Genomic DNA, 24,352 nt, shown 5'->3' with positions numbered 1-24,352 from the left:
GTACCGGGGAAATGCGGGGTGTGCCGGTGTGCTGGTGGGCGGGTGTGCCGACGGGCGGGTGTGCCGGTGGGCGGAACGTTTCAGCGGGCCGAGAGCTCGGCCAGCGAGTCGCCGAGCAGGGTGCGCAGCCGGGCCAGCGCCCGGGTGGTCCTGGTGCGGACCGCGCCGGAGGAGAGCCGCAGCACCTCGGCGGTCTGCTCGACGCTGCGGTCCTCCCAGTAGCGCAGCACCAGCACGGCCCGGTCCCCGGCGGACATCCGCCCCAGCGCGTCCAGCAGGGTCAGCCGCAGACTGCTGTCCGTGTCCTGCCCCGCCGCCTCCGGCAGGGCCTCGGTCGGGCGCTCGCCGCTGGAGCGGCGGCGCTGCTGGGCGAGGAAGGTCCGCACCATCACGGTGTGGGTGTAGGCCGCCGGGTTGTCGATCCGGTGGCGGCCGCCCGTGAAGGCGCTGCGCCGCCAGAGCACGTACATCCGGCTGAGGGCCTCCTGTACGAGGTCCTCGGCGTAGTGGGTGTCGCCGCTGGTGAGCAGACAGGCCGAGCGGTACAGGTGCCCGGTCCGGCTGGAGACGAGCTCCAGGAACTCGGCGTCCTTGGCCTCCCGGCCGCCCCCGATCCACCCCATGTGCCCGTCGCTCCCCCGTGTCCGTGTGCCCCGCCGACACTTGATGGATGCGGTGGACCGGCCCCGGTGTTACAGGCGTTCCCCGGGTTTCTCCCGGACCCCGCGGGGGGCGCGCGGGCGGGCGGGTCAGTCGGCGGAGCCGCGGCGCCGGTCGCGCAGCACGACGCCGCCGCCGATCAGCAGGGCGACCAGCAGCGCGCCGACGCCGACCACGTAGGTGGCGGTACGGCCGTCGCGGTCGGCCTGGGTCTCGCCGAGGCCGACCGGGGCCGGCACGATCGGGGCCGCGGCCAGCTGCACGGGGGCGTCCTGGGCGGGCTCGGACGGCGGGTTCTCGGGCGCCGTGGTGACGGCCTTCACCGGGTCCACCACGCCCCAGCCGATGAACCGGTTCGGCCCGCGCTCGGTGCGCTGGGCGGTCTGCTCGATCCAGGCCCGCACCTGGGCCGGCGTCCACTTCGGGTGCGCGCCGACCAGCAGCGCGGCGAGCCCGGAGACGTACGGGGCGGCGAAGCTGGTGCCGTTGTCCACGCACTGGCCGCCGCCGGGCACCGTGGAGAGCATCTCGACACCGGGCGCGGCGACCTTCACGAAGGAGCCGTACTGGGAGAACGGGGCGCGCTCGTTGTTGCGGTCGGAGGCGCCCACGGACAGCACGGTCGGGAAGGCGCCCGGGTAGGTGTCGCCCTCGTTGCCGTCGTTGCCGCTGGAGGCGACCACCACGACCTTGTTCTGCTCGGCCCGCTCGATCGCGGCCTTCAACTCCTGGTAGCCGCCGAACCGGGCGTCGCCCGCGCCGCGCACGTCCTGGGAGATGTTGATGACCCCGACGTGCTTGTCGACCGCGTCGTTGATGGCCGCGGTCAGGGTGGAGACGTCGCCGTTGCCCGCACTGTCGTTCTGCCGGATCGCGTAGATCCTGGCGTCGGGGGCCAGCCCGACGAAGCCGGTCCGGTCGCTGCGGCCCGCGGCGATGATGCCGGCCACCTTGGTGCCGTGGCCGACCGTGTCCGTCAGGGAGTTGCCGTCGACGGCCTTGTTGCTCTGCTTGTCGATCAGCAGGGTGGGGCCCACGTCCACCCTGCCGTGCAGTTGCTGGTTGGTGTCGTCGACCCCGGTGTCGATGACGGCGACCGTCACGCCGTTGCCGGTGGTCGCCCCGCCCTGCCAGAGCTGGTCGAGCAGTATCCGCTGCAGCGACCACGGCACGGTCGGCACGTCGGGCGCGGGCCGGGGACAGTCACCGGCGGCGGCCAGCCCGGGCCCGCCGTCCGCGTGCGCGGGGGCGGCCGCCGGAGCGCCCAGCACCGTGAACGCGGCCAGCGCCGCGGCCGTCCTGCGGAACCCGCGTCCGGACACCCTGCCACCCCTCATGTTCGCCCCCGTGCCGCGCCGCGCGCCGAAGGGCGGGCGCCCGGACCCGGGCGCCCGCCCCTGTCGTTCCCGTCCGGGAACGGTCGGTCGACTACTGCTGCCAGAGACCGGCGTTCTTCTTCTCGGTCGCGTTGTAGCTCTGCGCGGCGCTCTCCAGCGAACCGGAGATCTTGGCGCAGGTCTCCTTGAGGTCCTGGGCGGCGGAGTCCCACTTGGCCTGCTGGGCGTTGTAGCCCTGCTGGGCCTGGCCCTGCCAGCCCTGGGAGATCTTGGTGACCTCCTTGCGCAGGTCGGACAGCATGCCCTCGATCTTGTTCGCCGAGTTCTGCACGTCCTGCGACGCCTGGTGGAGGGTCTGGAAGTTGACGAGGATGTGGTCGGTCACAATGTCTCCCTTGACGAGGATGCGGAGCACCCGGCGCTCAGCCGCGGGCGCCCCGTCGAACGGACGGTCGGAACAGAGTGCTGGTCAGCTCTGCGGCGTTCAGCCCTGCGGGCCGAACAGCGCCTTCTGCTCCTCTTCCGCGCTCGCGTAGTGCTTGGTGGTGAGCTCGATGGCGTGCTTGATCGCGGTCAGCGACTTGCGCAGGTCGTCGACGTCCGTGTTGACCTTGCCCTGGAGGACCTTGTAGGCGTCCGCCGCCTGGCCCTTCCAGCCACTGGTGATGTTCTCGACCGTGGTCTGGAGCGCCTTGCGCTCCGTCTCGATCTGGCCGATGGCCGTCTCGATCTTCCCGGCGAAGTCCATCATCTCCTGAGCGGTCACCGTGAACTGGCCGTCACTCATGCTCCACCATCCCCCATGAGACAAACATTGTGTGTACGGAGGGCCCCCGGGGCCCCGTCGTCGCATCACCCGTGTGATGTCCAGCAGCACTGTAGTCGGCACACGCAACTCGCCCAACATCGAGCGTCCACTAGTTACCAGACCATGACACTGGGGCCAATTCCGTTGCCGGGCTTGGCCGATCAGGCGTTCTGCGGCTGCGCGGCGCTCTTCGCGGTCAGCGGCGGGCCGGCCGGGACCAGGTTCGACCACTCCTTGGGCACCGGCAGCGGCTGGACGTTCTGGTAGCCCAACCGCGCCTGGTTGCCGCCGGGTTGGTCGTCCGGGTTCTGGGTGGGCTGGCCCCCCGCCCCGGGGTTCTGGGCGCCCGGCGCCGGGGTCGCCGCCTTCGGCGCACCGCTCGCCGACGCCGACGGGCCGGGGCCGTGGCCGCCGTCGCCGTTGGCCGGGACGGAGTAACGCAGACCGGTCTCGGTGATCAGGAAGTCGGTGCCGGAGCCGTCGGGCGCACCGGCGTTGGCGTTGGCCGCCGCCGTCGGGGTGGCCCCGGCACCCGCGGCGCCACCGCCGGCCGCGTTGTCCACCGCCCGGTAGAACAGACCGTGGCCGGGCGTCACGAACGCCGCGCCCGCGCCGTTGTTGTACGCCGCCGGGTAGGCCGTCCCCGCCCAGACGCTGCGCCTGGGCGTGTGGCCGTCCTCGGCCATGCCGTCGTAGGTGCTGCACACCACCTGGCGGGGGTCCTGCCGGTCCGTCCAGTTGTTCACCGGCGCACCGGACTTCAACGGCCAGTCGTCCGGGGTGTTCGGCAGCCGGACGTCCGTGTTGAACCTGGACTGGTCGTCCGGGGTCATCTCGTCGCTGCGCGGCCGCTTGTCCTGGTCGTACTTGTAGAGCATCTGGTAGGCCGGGTTCTGCCGGATCAGCTCCGCCTGGAACGGGGTGATCAGGAACAGGCCGTCCTTGCCGACCACGTAGTGGCGGTCCTGGTAGTGCACCAGCCGGCCGATCCGGCGGTCCGCCGCGTTGCCCAGGGCCACGTTCGAGTTGGGGCCCTGGCTGTCCGCCGTCTCCTTGACGTCGGGGAAGACGATCGGACTCGCGGGCACCAGGGTGTCCAGCCACTCCCGCTTCACCCGCTGCGGCACCGCGTTGGGCCCGAAGACCGCGGTGACCAGCGCCTTGCGCTCCTTGTCGTCGGACTTCGGTCCGATCGCGTGCTTGCGGCCCTGCGCGTCGACCAGGAACAGGCTCGCCACCGCCTGGCCCGTCGCCGAGGTGGTCGACACCTGCTGGTCGTCGGCCTGCTGCACCAGCATCAGCTGGTCCGGGCCGAGCATCCGGTCCTTCGCGGACAGCGCCGCCGCGTCCGCCCCGGCCGCCACGAACACCGCCTGGTTGACGGTCTCCCGCTTGTCGTCCGACCCCGGACGGTCGCAGACCGCCCACTTCATCGGCTGGTTGGCGTTGTCCTTGCCCGGCAACTTGTCCGGGGCGTACGGGATCCCGATCGTCGGGCCGTGGTTGGGGTAGCGGTCCAGCACCCCGTCGTCCACCACCACGACCTTGGCGTCGACCGGCAGCACCAGCCGCGCCGAGGACATGTTGAGCACCTGGTGCAACCGCTTGGTCCTGCCGTCCGGGTCGGTCAGCACCACGTAGCGGGTGGTCGACTGCTTGCCCTGGATGATGTTCTTGCCGCTGTCCCACTGCACCGGGGCGGCGGGCTTGAACACCCCCCAGAGCCCGAACCCGGCCACCACCACGGCCCCCACCAGCACGCTCGGCAGCACCGCCTTCACCGGGCGCGGCGCGTCCTCGTCACTGCCGCCGCCGGAGGGCAGCAGGAACGCCCCCACCGTGCGTTTGCGGGCGAAGGTGTACGCGTTGAGCTCGTCCCGGCGCGATGCCATCCTCGTCGTCCCCCTCTGTCAGACGTGTGCCGGCGCCGTGCCGGCGGTGCCCGGCCTCCCGTCGGCCCGACCTGCCCGTGGCCCGCACCCGCCGGGCGGGATCCGGCCCGAACCCTCTACGATGCGGCAGCAGACGGTGAGTACGGTACGGGTACGGTCCGCGAACCAGCCAGCCGGGCCGCGACAACGGATCAGAGAGGGCCATCGGGGGATGCCAAGCCAGACCGCTCCAGAACGCGGCGCCGACGCGGGCGGCGGAAGGTCGCACCGGTCCGGGCGGGCCCGTCGCGGCGCCACCCCTACCGGGGCCGCGGCCGAACGGCTGCCGACGGGCGGCGGGGGCGGCCCCGTCCAGGTGCGCGTCAACCCCCGACCCGGGCTGCTCGGCGGCCGGTTGAAGCTCCAGCAGCTGGTCCTGGTCGAGGTCGCGGTCGCCCTGGTCGCGGTCGGCTGGACGATCAGCCGCCCGGTCGCGGCCGGCTTCGGCGCGGTCTCGCTGGTCCTGCTGGTGCTGGCGCTCGTCCCGCTGCGCGGCCGCACCGTCCCGGAGCTGCTGCAGGTCCGCTCGGCCCTCAAGTCCCGCCGCAGGCAGGCGAAGTCGCTGCTGCCGCCGCCCGGCACCGACCCGGCGCTGGCGCCCGCGCTGGAGCTGGAGCCGGCGCTGCGCACCTGCACCCACGCCACCGAGGCCGACTTCGGCGGCCGCCCCGTGCGCCGGGAGACCGGCATGGTCGGCGACGGCACCTTCCTCAGCTCGGTGCTGCTCGTCCAGGCCAAGGACCAGCCGCTGCGCCCGGTGCGCACCGCGCTGCCGCTGCCGCTGGACGTGATCTGCTCGGCGCTCACCGTGGACGACATCGCCCTGGAGTCGGTGCAGCTGGTCCAGCACACCCAGCCCGCCCCGGCCCAGCACGTGCCGGAGCAGTCGCTGGCCGCCCGCGGCTACCGCGAACTGCCCGACGGCACCGCCACCCCCGGCCTGCGACTGACCTGGGTCGCCCTCAAGCTCGACCCGGAGCGCGCGGCCACCGCCGTCCGGGCCCGCGGCGGCGGCGAGGAGGGCGCCCGCAAGGCCCTCCAGCGGGTCACCGACCAGTTGGCCGGACGGCTCAACAGCGCCGGGTTCAACGCCACCGTGCTGGACGAGCGCGAACTGATCTCCGCCCTCGCCATCGCCACCTGCGCCAACCCGATCGCGGTGGCCGGACGCCAGGGCACCGGCAGCGGCGGCGGCACCACCCGCCGCACCCAGGAGGGCAACCGCTTCTGGCGGATCGACGACCGCTGGCACAGCACCTACTGGATCTCCCGCTGGCCGCAGCTGACCCGCCCCGGCGGCGCGGCCGGCCGGATCGGCGCCCCGGACCTGGTCAATCTGATCACCGGCTCCCCCGCGCTGGCCAGCACGTTCAGCCTCACCGCCGGGCACGGCACCGGCGGCTCGGTCACCGTCAGCGGCCACCTGCGGGTGACCGGGCGCAACGAGGACGAGGTCGGCGACATCGGCCGCCAGCTGGAGGCGCGGGCGCAGAGCGCCGGCCTCGGCCTGGTCCGGCTCGACCTCGAACAGGCCCCCGGCATGCTCGCCACCCTGCCGCTGGGAGGAACATCCTGATGGCGTACCAGACCTACCCCGCCCCCGGTCCGACCCCCGGCACCGAGCAGCGCCGGCCGCGACCGCGGATCCTGCCCGGCTTCGGGCTGCGCGGACCACGCCGGGAGAAGCACGTGCTGGAGGCCGCCGACCTGGCGGCGCTGGCCTTCCCGGTCGGCGACGACGGGGTGGTGATCGGCGTCGACCCGCAGGGCCTGCCCGCGGTGCTCGGCCTGTTCCGCCCCAGCGCGTACGACCTGGTGCTGGTCGGCGGCGTGTGGACGGCGCAGGTGATCGCGCTGCGCGCGGCCGCGATCGGCGCCCGGGTCGCGGTGGAGACCGCCCGCGCCCAGCTCTGGGGCCCGATGGCGCAGGCCGCCGGCGGCGGCCAGCCGTGCGTGACGGTGCACCAGGTCGGACGGCTCGGCCCGCAGGGCGCCTCGGTGGCCTCGCCCGTCCTGGTGGTGCGCGACCTCGGCGCCCGCCCGCCGCGCACCCGGCTCTCCGCCGCGCCCTGGCAGACCACGCTGACCCTGCTGCCCTACCTCGGCCCGAACGCCTCCCGGGTGCTCAACGCGGCCGACCTGGTCGGGGTGCAGCGGATCATGCCCCAGGAGGCGGAGGTGGTCGGCCGGGTGCTGTCACTGCCGCCGGAGGACGTGGCCGCGCTGCCCGGCCTCGGCGACGACCTCACCCTGTGGGCCACCCGGATGCGGCGCCAGTACGTCCGGACGGTGGCCGGCCAGGCCGAACAGCAGGTGCTCGGCGGCCCGCGCCGGATGGACTGAGGGGCGCGTCCGGGCCGGTCGTTCCCGGTCCGGAACCGAAGCCGCCTTCAACAGGAGCAGCCGAACGGCCTAGTCTTTGTTGCGGCAACGGCACCGCTGAACAAGCGGCGGCGAACACGAGGGAGCCCTAGTGAGCAGCGATCGGGACGGCGTCTACGTCGGCGACAACGCGGCGGAGGACGACGACGACTGGTCCGACGCGCCCGATTACACTCCCCCGTCCTGGTACGTGCAGTCGGGCCCGGCGGCGGCGCCCGCCGCGCCGGCCCCGGGGGCTGACGCCGCGGCGGCCGGGGCTCCGGCGGCCGGGGCTCCGATGGCCGGGGCTCCGACGCCGGAGTCCGCCGCTCCCGCACCGGCCGCAGTGCCCACGGCCGGCCAGGCGCCCGCGGCACCCCAGCCCGCGCCCGCACCCCTGCCCGCGCCCGTGCCGGTCGCTGCTCCCGCACCGGACACGCTCGCGCCCCCGGCTCCCGCGCCCGCCCCGGCGGCCGAGCCGGCGCCCCTCCCCGCCCCGGTGCCGCCGGTCGCGCCCGTGCAGGCCGAGGCACAGCACGTCCCCTTCCCGGCGGCGGGCCCGGCGGTGACGCCGGAGCAGCCGCAGGCGCCGCTCACCGCCCAGCCGTGGCCGCCGGCGGCGGCGGAGGCACCGGCCCAGCCGAGCGCGCCGCAGCCGTACCCGGCGGCCGCGCCGGTGCCGCAGCCCGGACCGCCTGCCCCGCCCGCCCAGCCCGGTCCGCCGGTGCCGCCGGTGCCCCCTCAGCAGTTCGCGCAGCAGCCGCCGGTCCAGCCCGGACCGCCCCAGGGCCCGACGGCTCCGCTGGACCCGCAGATGAGCTGGGACCCGCAGGTCGGCTGGGACCCGCAGGCCGCCTGGGCCGCCCAGCAGTCGGCCGCCGCCCAGCCGCAGCCCCAGCCCGGCCAGCCCCACCTCGGCCAGCCCTACCCCGAGCAGCTCGCACCGCCGCAGCACGCACAGCCGCAGCCGCAGCCGGTCCAGCCGCAGCCCGCGCCGCCCGCCCCGGTGGATCCGCGCCAGGGCGGCTGGCCGCAGCCCGGCGCCTACCAGCAGCCGCCCGCCGCCCAGCCCCAGCCCCAGCCCCAGCCCGGCCACCCCTACCCCGGGCAGCCCGGCCAGCCGCAGCCGCCCGCCCCCGCCCAGCCCTGGCCGCCGCAGGGCGGCGCGGCCACGCCGCCGCCCGCCGCGTTCCAGCAGGCCGCCGCCCCGCAGCAGACCGCCCACGGGGCGCCGCTGGGCTACACCGCCGCCGTCGAGCTGTCCTCGGACCGGCTGCTGCGCAGCCAGCCCAAGCAGCAGCGCCAGCAGCCGCGGTTCCAGTTCGGCGGCAAGGCCGCGGCGGCCGAGAAGGCCCGCAAGCTGGAGATCATCCGCACCCCGGTGCTGAGCTGCTACCGGATCGCCGTGATCAGCCTCAAGGGCGGCGTCGGCAAGACCACGACCACCACCGCGCTCGGCGCCACCCTGGCCAGCGAGCGCCAGGACAAGGTGATCGCGATCGACGCCAACCCGGACGCCGGCACCCTGGGCCGCCGGGTCAAGCGCCAGACCGGCGCGACCATCCGCGACCTGGTGACGGCCATCCCGCACCTGCGCAGCTACATGGACATCCGTCAGTTCACCTCGCAGGACCTCAACTCGGGCCTGGAGATCCTGGCGAACGACGTCGACCCGGCCGTGTCGACGACCTTCAACGACTCGGACTACCGCCAGGTCATCGAGGTGCTGGGCCGCCAGTACCCGATCATCCTGACCGACTCCGGCACCGGCCTGCTGTACAGCGCGATGCGCGGGGTGCTGGACCTCGCCGACCAGCTGATCATCGTCTCCACCCCGAGCGTGGACGGCGCCTCCAGCGCCTCCACCACGCTGGACTGGCTCTCCGCGCACGGCTACGCGGACCTCGTGCAGCGCAGCATCACGGTGGTCTCCGGGGTGCGCGAGACCAGCAAGATGATCAAGGTCGAGGACATCGTCGCGCACTTCCAGACCCGCTGCCGCGGCGTCATCGTGGTGCCCTTCGACGAGAGCCTGGCGGCCGGTGCCGAGGTCAACCTCGACATGATGCGGCCCAAGGTCCGCGAGGCGTACTTCGAGCTGGCCACCCTGGTCGGCGAGGACATCGCCCGGGCCCAGCAGGCGGCCGCCCAGCAGGCCGGCTGGCAGCAGCAGGCGCAGACGGGCTACCCGCAGCCGGGCCAGCCGCAGCCGTACGCCGATCCCCAGCAGCAGGGCTACCCGGGTCAGCCCGCCCCGGGGGCGCCGTGGGCGCCGCAGCCCGGCCAGGCCCCGCCGCCCCCGCCCGGGTACGGCTACCCGCAGCAGCCCGCCCCCGGAGCCCCGTGGCCGCAGCAGCCCGGCGCCCCGCAGCCGGGCCCGGGGTACGGCTACCCGCCGCAGGCGCCCCCGCAGTGACGTACGGAAGGGCCCGCCGACTCGGAGGAGTCGGCGGGCCCTTCGGCGTTCCCCGGCAGCGGCGGCCGGACCGGGCTCAGGCCTCGGTCAGCTCCCGGGCGCGCTTGACGTCGTCGGCCATCCGGTCCAGCAGCGCCTCGATGGAGTCGAACTTCTCCATCCCGCGCAGGTAGGCCAGGAAGTCCACGGCCACGTGCAGCCCGTACAGGTCCAGCCCGACCCGGTCGATGGCGTACGCCTCGACGGTACGGGCGGTGCCGTCGAAGGTCGGGTTGGTGCCGACCGAGATCGCCGCCGGCATCCGCTCGCCGTCGGCGGTCAGCCAGCCCGCGTACACGCCGTCGGCCGGGACGGCGCTGTGCGGCACGGTCTCCACGTTGGCGGTCGGGTAGCCGAGCTCGCGGCCGCGCTGCGCGCCGCGCACCACCACGCCCTCGACCCGGTGCGGGCGGCCGAGCACCTCGCCCGCGCCGGCCATGTCCCCGGTCTCGACCAGGCGGCGGGTCAGGCTGGAGGAGAACGGCTCGCCGTCCCCGGCGGTGCCGCACACCTGGAGGTCCACCACCTCGACCTGGAAGTCGTCCGCCCCGCCCAGCTCGGCGAGCAGCGCGACGTTCCCCGCGGCCCGGTGCCCGAAGCGGAAGTTGGGGCCCTCGATCACCACCCGGGCGTGCAGCGCGTCCACCAGCACCTGCCGGACGAAGGTCTCCGGGGACTCCTGGGAGAACTCGGTGGTGAACGGCAGCACCAGCACCGCGTCCACGCCGAGTTCGGCGATCAGCTCGGCCCGGCGCGGGTGCGGCGCGAGCAGCGGCGGGTGGCTGCCCGGGCGGATCACCTCGCGCGGGTGCGGGTCGAAGGTCACCACGACCGAGGGCAGGCCCAGTTCACGGGCCCGCTCGACGGCCCGCCCGATGATCAGCTGATGCCCGCGGTGCACCCCGTCGAACGAGCCGATGGTGACGACGCTGCGTCCCCAGTCACCGGGGATCTCCTCCAGGCCACGCCAGCGCTGCACCCGACTGCTCCTTGTTCCGTACGGTGCGTGCCCTCGGCACGCTCAAACGCTCACAACCGAACCCCTATAGCGTGCCATGCGCCTGCCCCGGCTCAGGCACCGGAAGGGGGGTTGGGCGCACCGGCGCACGGACGGCCCGCACGGCCGCGGTCCGCTCCGCCTCGGCGGCGGCGTACTGGGCGTCCCGGCCGGCCGCCACCAGGGCCCGCATCCGGGCCAGCCGGGGCCCGTCCGGGGCGGTCGGGGCGGCGTCGGACGGCCACCGGGCGAGCAGCCGGGCGAACGCCGCCGACCGCCCCGCGCACCGCACCAGCAGCTCGTCCGCGCCCGCCAGCCCCGGCACCGCCCGGGCCAGCACGGCGCGCGCCCGGGCCGGGTTCTCGGCCGCGCAGTGCTCGGCGAGGCGCTCCACGGCCACGGTGAGCACCGCCCGGTCGGCCTCGGTGGCGAGCAGGGTGTCCAGCAGCTCGCAGCGCAGCGCGTCCGCCGCCGGGTCCGTCACCGGGACGGACAGCGCCTCGGCGAAGGGCGTGCGGACCGCCGCCGCGGGGGCGGCCAGGACGCCGCCGAGCAGCACCCGCAGCTCCAGCCGGGCGGCCGGCCCGTCGATCGCGGCCCGCCCCAGCCGACGGCCGAGGTAGTCGACGGCGACCGGCCCGGCCAGCGCCGGGTGGCGGCGCAGCAGCCGGGCGGCCAGGTCGGCGCTGCGCCGGGCGGCCACCGGGGCACGGGCGTCGGCGAGCACCCGCAGGGTCTCGGCGGGGGCCGCGCCGGGCGCCGCCAGGGCGTCGGCGAGTGCGGCCAGCACGGGCTCCGGGTCGCTCTCCAGGGCCGGGGCGAGGGCGCGCGGGGTCAGGAAGGCGTCGCCGCCCGCGCGGTGCAGGGCGAGTGCGGCGTCCAGGTGCCCGGCCCTGGTCACCGGGTCGGCGACCAGCAGGGCCAGCGCGGCGCTGTGCAGGGCCGGTTCGTCCTCGCGGGCGAGCAGGGTCAGGGCGGCGAAGCGCAGCAGTTCGGTGCCGGCCCCGCTCGCGTAGGGGGCGGTCCGCAGCGCGTGGACGGCGGCCGCGACGTGCCGTTCGGGCCGGCGGTCGTGGCTCCAGCGGTCCACCGCGCGGCAGAGCGCGGACGGCTCCTCGGCGGCGAGCACGGTGAGCAGCGCGTCCGCCCGCGGGTGCGCGGCGTCGGCCAGCGCGTCGGCCAACTCGTCCAGGGCGGACCGGCGGTGGGCGTGCAGCAGGTCGTGGGCGAGGTCCGCCACGGTGCGGCCCGGGCGGCCCGGCAGGCCGGCCGGGTCGTCGAACCAGGCGCAGAGCAGCGGGAACACCGCGACCGGGTCGGCGCGCAGCCGGTCGGCCGCCGCCGCGAGGAACTGCTGCCCGGGGCCGTCGGCGGCCACCAGACGGCGCAGCAGGGCGAGTTCGGCCTCGACGGGCAGGCCGAGACCGGTCCAGAACGCGGGGTCGAAGCGGTTCAGTCCGTCGACCGCCTGCCAACCGCCCGCGGTGGCCGCCCGTTCGGCCGTCCGGCGGGCCAACTGGTCGAGCAGCGCCAGGTGTTCGGTCGGGTCGGGGCTGGCGGCGAGTCCGGCGGTGAGCAACCGGGCCGCCCACCAGGCGGGTTCGCTGCCGGGCGGGCGCAGGTCCAGCGCGCGCCAGATCCGGTGCAGCCACGGGTCCAGGGCGGTCGCGCCCCAGGTCTCGGCGACCCGGCGCAGCGCGGCGGTGACCGGGCCGATCCGGTGCCGGGGGACGGCCGGCCCGGGCCCCTCCGGCCCGGGCGGGGTGTCCTCGGCCTCGCCGAGCAGCATCCGCAGCGCCGCGTCCAGGTCCAGGTGCCGGCCCTGCAGCCAGTCGGCGAACTCCCCGTGGGCGAAGCGGTAGCCGGGCCCGGCGGGGACGAACAGCCCCTCGGCGAGCACCGCCGTGGCCCAGCCGCCGTCGACCGGGAACAGCTCCTGGAAGGCCTCCCGGCCGAGCGCGCCCGGCTCCTCGCCGAGCATCCGCCGGGCCGCCTCGTGCACCCGCCCTGCCACCGCCGCCGCGAGCCGGCGCACCCGGCCCCGGCGCGGCCCGGCGGGCCGGGCGGCGCCCCGGCGGTGGGCGCCCGGGCGGCGCGGGCGGCCGTCCTCGGCCAGCCGCTGGGCCACCCGCAGGCAGTGCAGGTCCAGGTGGGCGCCGAACAGGTCGCTGCGCAGCGCGGGCCCGTCGTGCAGGCCCTGCGCCCACAGCTCGCCGGCCAGCCGCACGGCCAGCGGGTGCCGGGCGTCCTCGGCGGCGGCCGGGCGGCCGGGCGGCAGCCCGTAGCGGCGGCGCACCCGCTCGGCCGCCTCGGCGGGCAGCGGGCCCAGCCGGTGCCCGGCCAGGGTCGGGGTGCCGGGCCCGCCGCCGTCCATCCGGACGGTGGGGGCGCTGGCCAGGTCGCCGTCCGGGCCCGGTTCCGCCGGGCGGGGGACGCCGGCGGCGCCGCTGCCCCAGGGCTCGGCCGCCAACCGTTCCCAGAGCTCCTCGCCGCAGGCGGTGAGCAGTCGGGCCCCGCAGCCGGTGAGCCACTGCCCGGCGCCGCGCAGCCAGCGCGGGTCCGGTTCGGCCGGGGCCTCCTCGGGGCCGTCCAGGACGACCAGCAGCGGGCGTCCGGCCGCCGCGCACAGCGCCGCCACCGGCTCCGGCGCGGGCGCCGGGGTGCCGAGCTCGGCCGCGGCGGCGGCCAGCGCCCGTTCCACCGCCTCGGCGAGCGAGCGGTCCTCGGCGCGCAGGTCCGCGCCGCGCAGCCAGAGGGTGGGCAGCGGCCGGGCGCCGTCGCCGCGGCGGGCGGCCAGGGCGGCCAGTTCGGTGGAGCGGCCGCTGCCGGGGGCGCCGACCAGGGCGGTGACGGTCGCCTCCGGCTCGTCCCCGGCCAGGCCGTCCGGCCGGTCCACCCGGTCGGCGGCCAGCCCGGCCACCCGGCCGGGCCCGGCCCCGGCGGCGGCCAGCTGGGCGGCGGTCAGCCGCAGCACCCCGGCCAGGTTCAGCGCCGGGCCGTACCCGGGCACCGTCGCCGCGTTGCGCGCCAGCAGTTCGGCCAGCGCCGGCGCGACCACCGCGCCGCCCCCCGCGGGCACCGCCCACAGCGCACCGCCGTACGGCCCGGTGCCGGCCGCCCCGCCGTACGGCGCTCCCCCGTACGGCGCTCCCCCGTACTGCGGTCCGCGCAAGGCGGGCGCGGCCAGTGCCACCACCGCGCCGCTGCGGGCGTCCAGCACCGGTGAGCCGGCCGGCACCACGACCCCGGCCACCGCGGGCACGTCCAGCACCGGCACCCCGGCCAGCAGGTGGCCGCCGTACGCGGCACCGCCGACGCCCAGCAGTCCGCAGCGCAGCACCACCGCCCGGCCGTCCTCGCCGGTCAGGGCGGGCAGCAGCACCTCGTGCCCGGCGCCGACCGCGGCCACCGGCAGCGGCGGGACGGGGAGCCCGCCGACCGCGTCGGTGCGCAGCAGCGCGAGCCCGTGCTCGGGCAGCGGCAGCACCGCGTCGGCGCCGAGCACCCTGGTCTGTCCGCCGGGGGTGTGCAGCACCAGCCGGTCCAGGCCCGCCACGGCCTCGTGCGCGGTGAGCACCCAGCCCTGCGGGTCGGCGGCGAACCCTAAGCCGTGCAGCCGCCCGTTGAGGTCGCGGATCCGCAGCAGGTACCGCCCCGGATCGCCCTCCGCAAACCCCGGCATGGAGCCCCCTCACCCGTCGAGCGGGCCCGTCGCCCGCTCGCCGCCGGGAGCCTGCCCCCCGCAGGGGCGCCCCGACCGCGCCCGCGCCGTTCACCACGGCGGTTCACCTCGCGCGCTCCCCCGTGCGGGTGAAGCCCACCGTTCGAGTGAAGGACCCCACCGGGGGAACCCCCGGGACAAAAATGCGGACCCCCCGCCGGGAGGGCTCCCGACGGGGGGGTCCGCGGTACGACGGACGGGCCGCCTCAGCCGACGAACACCGCGACCGGCTTCGCCTGGCCGCCCTGCTCCTCGACCAGCGCGAGGAAGCGCCCGTCCGGCCCGAACACCGCGATCGGCCCGTCCACGCCCAGCCCGGGCGCCTTGAGCCGGGAGCCGTGCGACAGCTTCTCCGCGGAGGCCTCGTCCAGGTCCCAGCGCGGGAACGCGGCCGCCGCGGCCGCCCCGATCGGCAGCACCTCCAGCCCGGTGGCGGAGTCGCCGGTGACCGACTCCTCCAGCTGCTCCAGGGTGCGCGCCGACTCCACCCCGTACGGCCCGACCTTGGTGCGGCGCAGCGCCGTCAGGTGCCCGCCGACGCCGAGCCCGGCGCCCAGGTCGCGGGCCAGCGCCCGGATGTAGGTGCCGGAGGAGCACTCCACGGTCACGTCCAGGTCGATCACCGGCGTGCCGTCCTCGGCGACCGCCGCGCGCTGCGCGTGCACGGTGAAGGAGTGGATGGTGGTGGGCCGGGCGGCGAGCTCGAAGTCCTCGCCCTCGCGCACCCGCGCGTACGACCGCTTGCCGTCGATCTTGATCGCGCTGACCTTGGACGGCACCTGCATGATCTCGCCGGTGAGCGCCGCGATCCCGGCGTCGATCGCCTCCCGGGTGACGCCGTCCGCCGGGGCCGAGGCGGTGACCTCGCCCTCCCGGTCGTCGGTCACGGTGGTCTGGCCGAGCCGGACGGTCGCCTCGTAGGTCTTGGCGGTCAGCATCAGGTGGCCGAGCAGCCGGGTGGCCCGCTCGACGCCGATCACCAGCACGCCGGTGGCCATCGGGTCCAGCGTGCCGGCGTGCCCGACCTTCCTGGTCCCGGCCAGCCACCGCAGCTTGGCGACGACCCCGTGGGAGGTGATGCCCTCGGGCTTGTCGACGATCACCAGGCCGTCCGGGCCGGTGCCTTTGCGCTTCATCGGGTTCTTTCTCTGGAACGTGCGGGAGTTGCCCTACGGGAAGGTCAGTGGAGCGGCCGCAGCGCGCCCCGGAACCGCTCGACCACCGCGGCGACGTCCTCCCGGGCGGCGAACCCGGCCGCGAAGACGTGCCCGCCACCGCCCAGTTCACCACAGGCCGCGGCGACGTCCACCGCGCCCTTGGAGCGGGAGGAGCCACGCAGCGTACCGTCCGGGTCCTGCTTGAGCACCAGGGCCACCTCGGCCTCGGCCGGCCGCCGCAGGATGTCGATCAGCCCCTCGATCTCCTCGACGGTGACGCTGAACAGCGCCAGGTCCTGGTAGGGCACCCAGGTCCACACCAGGCCCAGCCCGTCGGCCGCCTCCGGCTCGTAGACGGCCCGGTCCAGGGCGGCCGCGAGCACCTTGAGGTAGCCGAAGGAGGAGGTGTCCCACAGCTGCCGGGAGATCAGGTCGTGCCGGATGCCGGTGGCCAGCAGCCGCCCGGCGAGTTCGTGGGTCGCGGGCGTGGTCGCCCGGTACTTGAAGGAGCCGGTGTCGGTGGCGACCCCGGTGTACAGGCAGGTGGCCAGCTCCTGGTCGAGCTCGACGCCGAGCCGGCGCAGCAGTTCGTCCACCAGGACGGCGGTGGCCGGCGCGGTCGGGTCGATCAGCTGGTGGGTGCCGAAGCCCGGGTTGGAGGCGTGGTGGTCGAACACCACCAGGACGGGTGCGGCGAAGGCCTTGTCGTGCAGCAGCCCCAGCCGGCTCTGCGCGGCGACGTCGAAGCAGAGCACCAGCTCGGGCACGTCCGGCACCTCGGAGGCCGGCACGATCAGCTCCTGGCCGGGCAGGAAGGCCAGTGACTCGGGCACGACCTGCGGGTCGTCGCCGAAGGAGACCCGCACCCGCTTGCCGAGCGCGCGCAGCGCCAGGGCCGCCGCCAGCGAGGAGCCCAGCGCGTCGCCGTCCGGGCAGATGTGGCAGATCAGGTCGATCGAGCGGGCCCGCCCGATCTCCGCCACCACCTGCTGCCAGACCAGCTCGAAGCCGCTCTCCTCGGCGCGCGGGCCGGGGAGCGCCGCGAGGGCACCCTCCACCGTGCTGGTGGAGGACGCCCCCGTGGTCGATCCGGCTCGCGAGGCGGCCTGCGCCGGCTCACCCGCCATGTCTACTCGTCCTCGTCGTCACGCTCGGCCGCCGGGACCTTGTACGGGTCCGCGTCGCCGGCGTAGGTCGCGCCCGCGGCGGTGGTGCGCACCGCCGCGTCGATGGCCTTGGCCCGGTCGAGCAGGTCGTCGATGTTCCGGGCGTTCTCCGGCAGCGCGTCCGCGACGAAGGTCAGCGTCGGGGTGAAGCGCACCCCGATCTTGCCGACCTCGGAGCGGATCACGCCCTTGGCGCTCTCCAGCGCGGCCGCGGTGGCCTCGCGGTCGGCGTCGTCACCGAAGACCGTGTAGAAGACCGTGGCCTCGCGCAGGTCGCCGGTCACCCGGGTGTCGGTGATGGTCACGAACCCCAGACGCGGGTCCTTGATCCGCCGTTCCAGGGTCTGGGCGACGACCACCTGGATGCGGTCGGCGAGCTTGCGCGCCCTAGCGGTGTCGGTCACGTTGCCTCCTCGTGCAATGGGCCCGGTACCCGGGAGAACTGCGCACCCGTCGGGGCCCACGCCCCAAAGTACCGGCCCGCGCCCGGCCTTGCGGGCGCTCTCGGTCCTGATCCGTGTGAGAACGGCGACTTCCGCCGGCCGGCTCCACGGTCCTCATTCGTCGTCGTCGTTGTGGTAGCGCCTCCTCGCGGAGAGGAGCTGCACCTCGGGGCGGCCGGCGACCAACCGCTCACAGCTGTCCAGGACCTCGGTGACGTACCCGGCTTCGCCGGCGACCACCGCGAGGCCGATCTCGGCCCGGCGGTGCAGGTCCTGGTTCCCGGTCTCGGCAGCGCACACGCTGTACTTGCGCTGCAGTTCGGCCACGATCGGCCGCACGATCGAACGCTTCTCCTTGAGCGAGTGGACGTCGCCCAGCAGCAGGTCGAAGGTGAGTGTTCCCACGAACATGTATGACAGGTCTCGCCGACCTGGAAGGCCTCGGGATGTCGGCGCGGAACCGGCCGACACCCCAGGACCCTACACAGCGAGACCGGGGCCGGTCGACGGAAATACCACCCGTCGACCGGCCCCGGTTGACACCGACTAGCCGCGCGGCTTCTCGCGCATCTCGTAGGTCTCGATGATGTCGTCGACCTTGATGTCGTTGAACGACCCCAGGGTGACACCGGCCTCGAAGCCCTCGCGGACCTCGGTCGCGTCGTCCTTGAAGCGGCGCAGACCCTCGATGGTGAGGCTCTCCGCCACGACCTTGCCGTCGCGCAGCAGGCGGGCCTTGGTGTTGCGGCGGATGATGCCGTCGCGGACCAGGACACCGGCGATGTTGCCGAACTTGGAGGAGCGGAAGACCTCGCGGATCTCCGCGGCGCCGAGGCGCACCTCCTCGTACTCCGGCTTGAGCTTGCCCTTGAGGGCGTTCTCGATCTCCTCGATCGCCTGGTAGATGACCGAGTAGTACCGGACGTCCACGCCTTCCTTGTCGGCCGCGGTGCGCGCACGGCCTTCGGCGCGCACGTTGAAGCCGATGATGATGGCGTCCGAGCCCATCGCCAGGTCGACGTCGGACTCGGTGATCGCACCGACGCCGCGGTGCAGCACCCGGAGCTCGACCTCCTCGCCCACGTCCAGCTTGACGAGGGCGTCCTCGAGGGCCTCGACCGAACCGGAGACGTCACCCTTGATGATGAGGTTGAGCTGCTCGATGGAGCCGGCGGCGATGGCCTTGTCCAGGTCCTCCAGGGACACCCGGACCCGACGCTGCGCGAAGGCGGCGTTGCGGTCGCGGGCCGAGCGCTTCTCGGCGATCTGGCGGGCGGTGCGGTCCTCGTCGACGACGATGAAGCTGTCGCCGGCGCGGGGCACCGAGGTCAGACCGAGCAGCAGCACCGGGCGGGACGGGCCGGCCTCGGCGAGGTTGTTGCCGTTCTCGTCCAGCATGGCGCGGACGCGGCCGTAGGCGTCGCCCACGACGATCGAGTCACCGACGCGGAGGGTACCGCGCTGGACCAGGACGGTCGCCATGGCGCCGCGGCCCTTGTCCAGGTGGGCTTCGATCGCAATACCCTGCGCGTCCTGCTCCGGGTTGGCCCGCAGGTCGAGCGAGGCGTCCGCGGTCAGGACCACGGCCTCCAGCAGCTGGTCGATGTTCAGACCCTGGCGCGCGGAGATGTCGACGAACATGGTGTCGCCGCCGTACTCCTCCGCCACCAGGCCGAACTCGGTCAGCTGGCCGCGGACCTTGGTCGGGTCGGCGCCGTCGACGTCGATCTTGTTGACCGCGACCACGATCGGCACACCGGCGGCCTTGGCGTGGTTGAGCGCCTCGACCGTCTGCGGCATGACACCGTCGTTGGCCGCGACCACCAGGATCGCGATGTCGGTGGACTTGGCACCACGGGCACGCATGGCGGAGAACGCCTCGTGACCCGGGGTGTCGAGGAAGGTGATCGGGCGCTCTTCGCCGTTCACGATCGTCGCCACCTGGTAGGCACCGATGTGCTGGGTGATGCCACCGGCCTCGCCGGCCACCACGTTGGACTTGCGGATCGCGTCCAGCAGTCGGGTCTTACCGTGGTCGACGTGACCCATGACGGTGACGACCGGCGGGCGCGGGGCCAGCTGGTCCTCGTCGCCCTCGTTGGCACCGAAGTCGATGTCGAACGACTCCAGCAGCTCGCGGTCCTCGTCGTCCCGGCTGACGATCTCCAGCTGGAAGCCCATCTCGCCGGCCAGCAGCTCGAGGGTCGCGTCGGAGACCGACTGGGTCGCGGTGACCATCTCACCGAGGTTGAACATGACGGAGACGAGCGCGGCCGGGTTGGCGTTGATCTTCTCCGCGAAGTCCATCAGCGAGGCGCCGCTCGACAGGCGAACGGTCTGGCCGTTGCCGCGAGGCAGCATCACACCGCCGACGGACGGGGCCTGCATGGCCTCGTACTCCTGGCGCTTCGCCCGCTTCGACTTGCGACCGCGAGCCGGGCGACCGCCCGGGCCACGACCGAAGGCACCCTGCGTGCCACCACGGGCACCCGGGCCACCGGGACGACCGCCGAAGCCGCCGGGACGGGGGCCGAAGCCGCCGCCACCACCGGGGGCGCCGCCACCCGGACGCGGACCGCCGAAGCCGCCGCCACCGGCCGGACGCGAGCCCGGACCGGCCGGACGACCCTGGAAGCCCGGACGGGCGCCACCGGCGCCACCCGGACCACCCGGACGGCCACCGGGGCCACCGGGGCCACGGCCGCCGGGGCCCGGACGCGGGCCCGGAGCCGGACGCTGCGGCATCATGCCCGGGTTCGGACGCGGCATGCCGGACGGGGACGGGGCGCCGGGGCGCGGACCGGCCGGACGCGGCATGCCGTCGGGGCGCGGAGCGCCACCGGGACGCGGCGCACCGGCACCCGGGGCACCGGCGGGACGCGGACGGTCACCACCGGGACGCGGGGCGCCACGGTCGGCACCGGGAGCACCGGCCGGACGCGGACGGTCACCACCGGGACGCGGGGCGCCACGGTCGGCACCGGGAGCACCGGCCGGACGCGGACGGTCGCCACCGGGACGCGGACGGTCGCCGCCCTGCGCACCCGGAGCACCCGGACGGGCACCCGGCGCGCCCGGACGGCGGTCGCCGGGGCGCGCCATGCCGGTCGCGCTGCCCGAGGTGAACGGGTTGTTGCCCGGACGCGGGCCGGCCGGACGCGGGCCCGGACGGGCACCGCCGGAGGCCTGGCCCTGGCCGCTCGGCCGCGGGGCCTGGGTGGCCGGACGCGGGGCGTCGGCACCGGCCGGAGCCGGCGAGGAGAACTCGGCCGCGGGCGCGGCCGGGGCCGCCGGAGCGGCGGGACGCGCGGCCGGGCGCGGGCCCGGAGTCGGCGCACCCGGACGCGAGGCGGCCGGGGCGGCCGGAGCCGCGGGGGCGGCCGGCGCGGCGGGAGCCGCAGCGGCCGGGGTCGGACGGGGACCAGGGGTCGCGGCAGGCCGCGGACCCGGGGTCGGGGCACCCGGCTTGGGTGCACCCGCGGCACCTGCCGCGGGCTGGGGCGCCGCGGGCTTCCGCGGGCCAGGCTTGGCAGCGCCACCACCAGTGGGGGCCACACCAAGCGCGTCAGTCAGCTTGCGCACGACCGGCGCCTCGATGGTCGAGGACGCCGAACGGACGAACTCACCGAGCTCGGTGAGCTTGGCCATGACGGCCTTGCTCTCCAAGCCAAGCTCCTTGGCGAGTTCATAAACCCGGACCTTAGCCACTTCACTCCTGTCTATGAGTCCGGGGGTCTCGTCCGCCGGACTGTCGCTACTTCATGGGCGTACCCATCGCGTACTCATCGCGTACTCATCGAGTGCTCATCGCAATCTCGACCTACTTCCACATCGCGAGGTACCTGACTGGTGGCACAGCGCGCGGCTGCCCGAGCGCTGTGCTTGTTGCGGTGGTTCTCCGCCGCGATGAGCGGCGGCCGTCACGGGGGGCGGCCCGCCTCAGGAGGCTCCGCCCGCCCGCTCCTCGATGAACCCGCGGAGCCGCTCCGTGTCGAGCGATCCCTGGAGGCGGAAGGCCCGGGGGAACGCCCGACGGCGGACCGCGAGGTCGAGGCAGGCCGGATCGAGGTGCAGGTGAGCGCCCCGGCCCGGCAGTGCGCCACGGGGATCAGGGACGCAGACGCCCTCGACCGCCGTGACACGCAACAGCTGGTGCTTGGCCGCTCGCTTGCGGCAGCCCACGCAGGTGCGTTCCGGGCGTGCTCGGACGTGCGTCCGGCCAGACGAAGGCAAGTCTACCCCTCCGAAGCGACATGGCGCCGCCCCATAGATCCCGGAGGACCGGCGGGGACGCCGGGGACAACGCTGACTACCGGTCCGCCGATTCCTCGGCCTGGCCCTCGGTGTCCGGCCGGATGTCGATCCGCCAGCCCGTGAGACGGGCGGCCAGACGGGCGTTCTGCCCCTCCTTGCCGATCGCCAGGGACAGCTGGTAGTCCGGCACGACCACCCGGGCGGAACGCTGGGCGAGGTCCACGATCTCCACACTGGTCACCCGCGCGGGGGACAGCGCGGAGGCGACCATCTCGCGCGGGTCCTCGGACCAGTCGACGATGTCGATCTTCTCGCCGTGCAGCTCGCCCATCACGGCGCGCACCCGGGAGCCCATCGGACCGATGCAGGCGCCCTTGGCGTTCAGCCCGGCCCGGCGCGACCAGACCGCGATCTTGGTGCGGTGGCCGGCCTCACGGGCGATCGCCGCGATCTCCACGCTGCCGTCCGCGATCTCCGGGACCTCCAGCGCGAACAGCTTCTTCACCAGGCTGGGGTGGGTGCGCGACAGCGTCACCGACGGCCCGCGGACACCGCGGCGCACCGCGACGACGTAGCACTTGAGCCGGGTGCCGTGCCGGTAGTCCTCGCCCGGGACCTGCTCCTGCGGCGGCAGGATGGCCTCCAGCTTGCCGATGTCGACCAGCACGCTCTTCGGGTCGTTGCCCTGCTGGACGACACCGGTGACGATGTCGCCCTCCTTGCCCGCGTACTCGCCGAAGGTCTGGTCGTCGGCGGCGTCGCGCAGGCGCTGCATCATCACCTGGATGCCGATGCTGGACGCGATCCGGCCGAAGCCGTTCGGGGTGTCGTCGAACTCCTTCGGCTCGACGCCCTCGTCCAGCTCAGCCGGGTCCTCCATGGCCCACACGGTGACGTGGCCGCTCTTGCGGTCCAGGTTCACCCGGGCGCGACGGCGCGAGCCCTCGGTGCGGTGGTACGCGGTGAGGAGGGCTGACTCGATGGACTCGACCAGCAGGTCGAAGGGGATGTTCTTCTCGTTGACCAGCGTGCGCAGGGCACTCATGTCGATGTCCACGGCTACGCCTCCTCGTCTTTCGTCACGTTCATGATGGTCGTACGGCGGCCGGATCACTCGGCGCCGTCGTCCCCCTCGTCGAAGTCGGCGGCCTCGTCCAGGAGCTGCTCGTCGTCCTTGCGGTTGAACTCGACCTGGACCCGGGCCCGCGCCACCTCGACGTACTCCAGCCGGCGCTCCTTCGGACGGCCGCGCCCCTTCACCGGCTGCACCTCCACCAGCGCGCCGTCCTCGTCCGCCTCCAGCACCCTGGCGACCAGCTCCCCGCCGTCGACCAGGTGGATCTTGGCGAGCCGCCCCTCCGCACGCTGCCAGTGCCGGGGCAGTTCGAGCGGGCGCTCCGCGCCCGGCGAACCGACCTCCAGCAGGTAGGGCTCGTCCCCCATGACGTCCGAGGCGTCCAGGGCCTCGCCGACCACCCGGCTGAACTCCGCGATGGCGTCCATGTCCACGCCGCCGTCGGTGTCGACGTCGATCTGCACCTGCCGACGGCTGCCCGCCTTGGTGACCTTGACGTCCTCCAGGTCCAGTCCGGCCTGGACGGCCAGCGGCTCCAGCAACGCGCGCAGCCGGTCGGTGTGGGTGGTGCTCATCCGGGTGGACTCCTCGGCCGCGTCTGCTGTTGTCAGAGGTCGCCCCGTGCCCTCCGCGCCCCGCGGGACGCACACCGGGTCACGGCAGCTCGGCCCAAAGCCTAGCCGGTGAAGCCGCGAACCACCGATTCCGGACCTCCCCCGACCGGTCGCACGCCACCCACTGCGAGCAAGCTCACACCACCCCGCCCACCGCACCGAACCCCCCGACACCACCCGCAATCGTGGGGGTTCTGCGAAGATTCAGCCCAACGAGGGCAGGCAGGGGAGGCCGCCCTCCCGTACCCGCTCCGGAGTGACCCCGATGCAGCCGCCCAGCCGACGGACCTTCCTGGCCCTCGGACTGATCACCCTGACCGCCGCCTGCACCACCGGCACCGACGGAGCCACACCTCCCGACCCCAAGGCCTCCGGCCCGGACACCGACCACCCCGTCCGCCTCCGCGCCGTCGCCGCCACCGACACCCTGCTGGCCGCCTACGACACCCTCCTCACCACCCCCGGCGACCGCGCCCCCCTGCTGCAGACCCTCCGCGCCGAGACCGTCCAACACCGCACCGCCCTCGCCCAAGGCCTGCCGACCACCTCCACACCCCCGACCACCCCCACCCCCAGCATCACCACCACCCCGGCCACCCCGGCAACCCTGGCCGCCCTGGAACACCAAACCGCCCAGTCCCACCTCGCCGACCTCGCCGCCGCCCGCCCACCCCTCGCCCGCCTGCTCGCCTCGGTGTCCGCCGCCAACACCCTGCACGCCACGGCCCTGGGCGCCCCCATCGAACAACCCACCCCGAGCCCCACCCCCGGAACAACCACCCCCGGAACACCCCTCCCCGCCCTCCAGAAGGCCCTGAGCGCCGAACACGCCGCCGTCTACGGCTACGGAGTCGTCGGCGCCCACCTCCCCGACGACCAGCAACGCACCGACGCCCGCACCGCCTACGCCGCCCACCAGTCCCAGCGCGACGCCTGGCAACGCCTCATCACCACCCTCGGCGCCACCCCCGCCCCCGCCGCCGGCGGCTACCGCCTCCCCTTCCCCGTCACCGACCCCACCACCGCCACCAACCTCGCCGCCCACCTGGAAACCAGCCTCACCACCGTCTACGCCGACCTGGTCGCCGACCTCCCCGCCCCCCACCGCCCCACCGCAGCCACCGCCCTCCGCGACTGCACCCTCCGCGCCCACCGCTGGGGCGCCCCCGACACACCGTTCCCCGGCATCCCCACCCCCCTCCCCACCCCCACCCAGACCTGACCCGCACCCACCCCACCCACAGCACCCCCCACCACCACCCCACCCCCACCCACCTCCCCCCCACCACCCGACCAAGGCGAGAGGGACGCGCTGCGGGAGGGGGCGGTGGAGGGGGTGGGTGCGGAGAGCGGCGTAACGGGTGATTTTCAGA

At 75.0% G+C, this 24,352-nt stretch carries 19 protein-coding genes; 4 read left to right on the top strand and 15 right to left on the bottom strand.

Annotated elements, in window-relative coordinates; all coding sequences use genetic code 11:
* Positions 1-80 precede the first annotated feature (80 nt).
* The 5 genes from ACFV8H_RS32255 to ACFV8H_RS32235 all read right to left on the bottom strand — a co-directional run bounded on the left by ACFV8H_RS32255 (position 81) and on the right by ACFV8H_RS32235 (position 4,697).
* Positions 81-623, bottom strand: coding sequence for a SigE family RNA polymerase sigma factor (locus ACFV8H_RS32255; protein ID WP_380407057.1), 543 nt, complete (start codon positions 621-623; stop codon positions 81-83).
* Between the two features lie 126 nt (positions 624-749).
* Positions 750-1,982: a type VII secretion-associated serine protease mycosin gene (gene mycP / locus ACFV8H_RS32250; RefSeq protein ID WP_380407055.1), complete on the bottom strand. Its 1,233-nt coding sequence runs from the start codon at positions 1,980-1,982 to the stop codon at positions 750-752.
* Positions 1,983-2,088: 106 nt separating this feature from the next.
* A complete protein-coding gene (locus tag ACFV8H_RS32245) occupies positions 2,089-2,382 on the bottom strand; it encodes a WXG100 family type VII secretion target (RefSeq protein WP_375896059.1) in 294 nt (97 codons plus the stop codon).
* A gap of 99 nt (positions 2,383-2,481) precedes the next feature.
* Entirely contained in the window at positions 2,482-2,784 is a 303-nt protein-coding gene (locus tag ACFV8H_RS32240) for a WXG100 family type VII secretion target (RefSeq protein WP_375896056.1), read from the bottom strand.
* Between the two features lie 182 nt (positions 2,785-2,966).
* Entirely contained in the window at positions 2,967-4,697 is a 1,731-nt protein-coding gene (locus tag ACFV8H_RS32235; RefSeq protein WP_380407053.1) for a type VII secretion protein EccB, read from the bottom strand.
* 211 nt (positions 4,698-4,908) lie between these two features.
* Between ACFV8H_RS32235 and eccE the strand changes: the two genes are divergently transcribed.
* The 3 genes from eccE (at position 4,909) to ACFV8H_RS32220 (ending at position 9,513) form a co-directional block, all read left to right on the top strand.
* Complete coding sequence (gene eccE / locus ACFV8H_RS32230) at positions 4,909-6,312, top strand: type VII secretion protein EccE (RefSeq protein ID WP_380407051.1); 1,404 nt, start codon at positions 4,909-4,911, stop codon at positions 6,310-6,312.
* The gene (locus ACFV8H_RS32225) at positions 6,312-7,079 is read left to right on the top strand and encodes a hypothetical protein (RefSeq protein ID WP_375896051.1); all 768 of its coding nucleotides are present in this window, start codon (positions 6,312-6,314) and stop codon (positions 7,077-7,079) included. Before eccE ends, ACFV8H_RS32225 begins: the two co-directional genes overlap by 1 nt.
* 130 nt (positions 7,080-7,209) lie before the next feature.
* Complete coding sequence (locus ACFV8H_RS32220) at positions 7,210-9,513, top strand: MinD/ParA family protein (protein ID WP_380407049.1); 2,304 nt, start codon at positions 7,210-7,212, stop codon at positions 9,511-9,513.
* Positions 9,514-9,589: 76 nt separating this feature from the next.
* Here the strand turns inward: ACFV8H_RS32220 and ACFV8H_RS32215 are convergent, their stop codons facing one another.
* The 10 genes from ACFV8H_RS32215 to rimP all read right to left on the bottom strand — a co-directional run bounded on the left by ACFV8H_RS32215 (position 9,590) and on the right by rimP (position 22,940).
* Entirely contained in the window at positions 9,590-10,531 is a 942-nt protein-coding gene (locus ACFV8H_RS32215; protein WP_375896047.1) for a bifunctional riboflavin kinase/FAD synthetase, read from the bottom strand.
* Between the two features lie 64 nt (positions 10,532-10,595).
* Complete coding sequence (locus ACFV8H_RS32210; protein ID WP_380407047.1) at positions 10,596-14,231, bottom strand: serine protease; 3,636 nt, start codon at positions 14,229-14,231, stop codon at positions 10,596-10,598.
* A gap of 245 nt (positions 14,232-14,476) precedes the next feature.
* The gene (truB, locus tag ACFV8H_RS32205) at positions 14,477-15,406 is read right to left on the bottom strand and encodes a tRNA pseudouridine(55) synthase TruB (RefSeq protein WP_380407045.1); all 930 of its coding nucleotides are present in this window, start codon (positions 15,404-15,406) and stop codon (positions 14,477-14,479) included.
* 44 nt (positions 15,407-15,450) lie between these two features.
* Positions 15,451-16,554 (bottom strand): bifunctional oligoribonuclease/PAP phosphatase NrnA, encoded by a 1,104-nt coding sequence (locus ACFV8H_RS32200; protein WP_375896990.1) that lies wholly within the window; start codon positions 16,552-16,554, stop codon positions 15,451-15,453.
* A 2-nt stretch (positions 16,555-16,556) separates the two neighbouring features.
* Entirely contained in the window at positions 16,557-16,997 is a 441-nt protein-coding gene (gene rbfA, locus ACFV8H_RS32195; protein ID WP_380407043.1) for a 30S ribosome-binding factor RbfA, read from the bottom strand.
* Between the two features lie 153 nt (positions 16,998-17,150).
* Entirely contained in the window at positions 17,151-17,447 is a 297-nt protein-coding gene (locus tag ACFV8H_RS32190) for a DUF503 domain-containing protein (protein WP_030311386.1), read from the bottom strand.
* 135 nt (positions 17,448-17,582) lie between these two features.
* Positions 17,583-20,744, bottom strand: coding sequence for a translation initiation factor IF-2 (infB, locus tag ACFV8H_RS32185; protein WP_380407041.1), 3,162 nt, complete (start codon positions 20,742-20,744; stop codon positions 17,583-17,585).
* A 231-nt stretch (positions 20,745-20,975) separates the two neighbouring features.
* Positions 20,976-21,269, bottom strand: a complete 294-nt coding sequence (locus ACFV8H_RS32180) for a YlxR family protein (RefSeq protein WP_380407039.1) — start codon at positions 21,267-21,269, stop codon at positions 20,976-20,978.
* A gap of 76 nt (positions 21,270-21,345) precedes the next feature.
* Positions 21,346-22,347, bottom strand: a complete 1,002-nt coding sequence (nusA, locus tag ACFV8H_RS32175; RefSeq protein WP_375896999.1) for a transcription termination factor NusA — start codon at positions 22,345-22,347, stop codon at positions 21,346-21,348.
* 53 nt (positions 22,348-22,400) lie between these two features.
* Positions 22,401-22,940 carry a ribosome maturation factor RimP gene (rimP, locus tag ACFV8H_RS32170; protein WP_380407037.1) on the bottom strand — a complete coding sequence of 180 codons (540 nt, stop codon included), beginning with the start codon at positions 22,938-22,940 and terminating at the stop codon, positions 22,401-22,403.
* 304 nt (positions 22,941-23,244) lie between these two features.
* Here rimP and ACFV8H_RS32165 point away from each other — a divergent pair, with 304 nt between their 5' ends.
* Entirely contained in the window at positions 23,245-24,201 is a 957-nt protein-coding gene (locus ACFV8H_RS32165; RefSeq protein ID WP_380407035.1) for a ferritin-like domain-containing protein, read from the top strand.
* The last annotated feature ends 151 nt before the right edge of the window (positions 24,202-24,352 follow it).

Origin of the sequence: Kitasatospora sp. NPDC059827, from assembly GCF_042731675.1 — a bacterium.
Lineage (GTDB): Bacteria > Actinomycetota > Actinomycetes > Streptomycetales > Streptomycetaceae > Kitasatospora.
Note: the sequence above shows the minus strand (reverse complement) of the source record. Positions and strands in the feature narration are given on the sequence as shown.

Coding starts and splice junctions, on each gene's coding strand:
- ACFV8H_RS32225 (WP_375896051.1), top strand. CDS start 6,312: ATGGCGTACCAGACCTACCCCGCCCCCGGTCCGACCCCCGGCACCGAG.
- ACFV8H_RS32255 (WP_380407057.1), bottom strand. CDS start 623: ATGGGGTGGATCGGGGGCGGCCGGGAGGCCAAGGACGCCGAGTTCCTG.
- ACFV8H_RS32190 (WP_030311386.1), bottom strand. CDS start 17,447: ATGTTCGTGGGAACACTCACCTTCGACCTGCTGCTGGGCGACGTCCAC.
- truB (WP_380407045.1), bottom strand. CDS start 15,406: ATGAAGCGCAAAGGCACCGGCCCGGACGGCCTGGTGATCGTCGACAAG.
- ACFV8H_RS32210 (WP_380407047.1), bottom strand. CDS start 14,231: ATGCCGGGGTTTGCGGAGGGCGATCCGGGGCGGTACCTGCTGCGGATC.
- ACFV8H_RS32165 (WP_380407035.1), top strand. CDS start 23,245: ATGCAGCCGCCCAGCCGACGGACCTTCCTGGCCCTCGGACTGATCACC.
- ACFV8H_RS32240 (WP_375896056.1), bottom strand. CDS start 2,784: ATGAGTGACGGCCAGTTCACGGTGACCGCTCAGGAGATGATGGACTTC.
- ACFV8H_RS32200 (WP_375896990.1), bottom strand. CDS start 16,554: ATGGCGGGTGAGCCGGCGCAGGCCGCCTCGCGAGCCGGATCGACCACG.
- rimP (WP_380407037.1), bottom strand. CDS start 22,940: ATGAGCACCACCCACACCGACCGGCTGCGCGCGTTGCTGGAGCCGCTG.
- eccE (WP_380407051.1), top strand. CDS start 4,909: ATGCCAAGCCAGACCGCTCCAGAACGCGGCGCCGACGCGGGCGGCGGA.
- ACFV8H_RS32235 (WP_380407053.1), bottom strand. CDS start 4,697: ATGGCATCGCGCCGGGACGAGCTCAACGCGTACACCTTCGCCCGCAAA.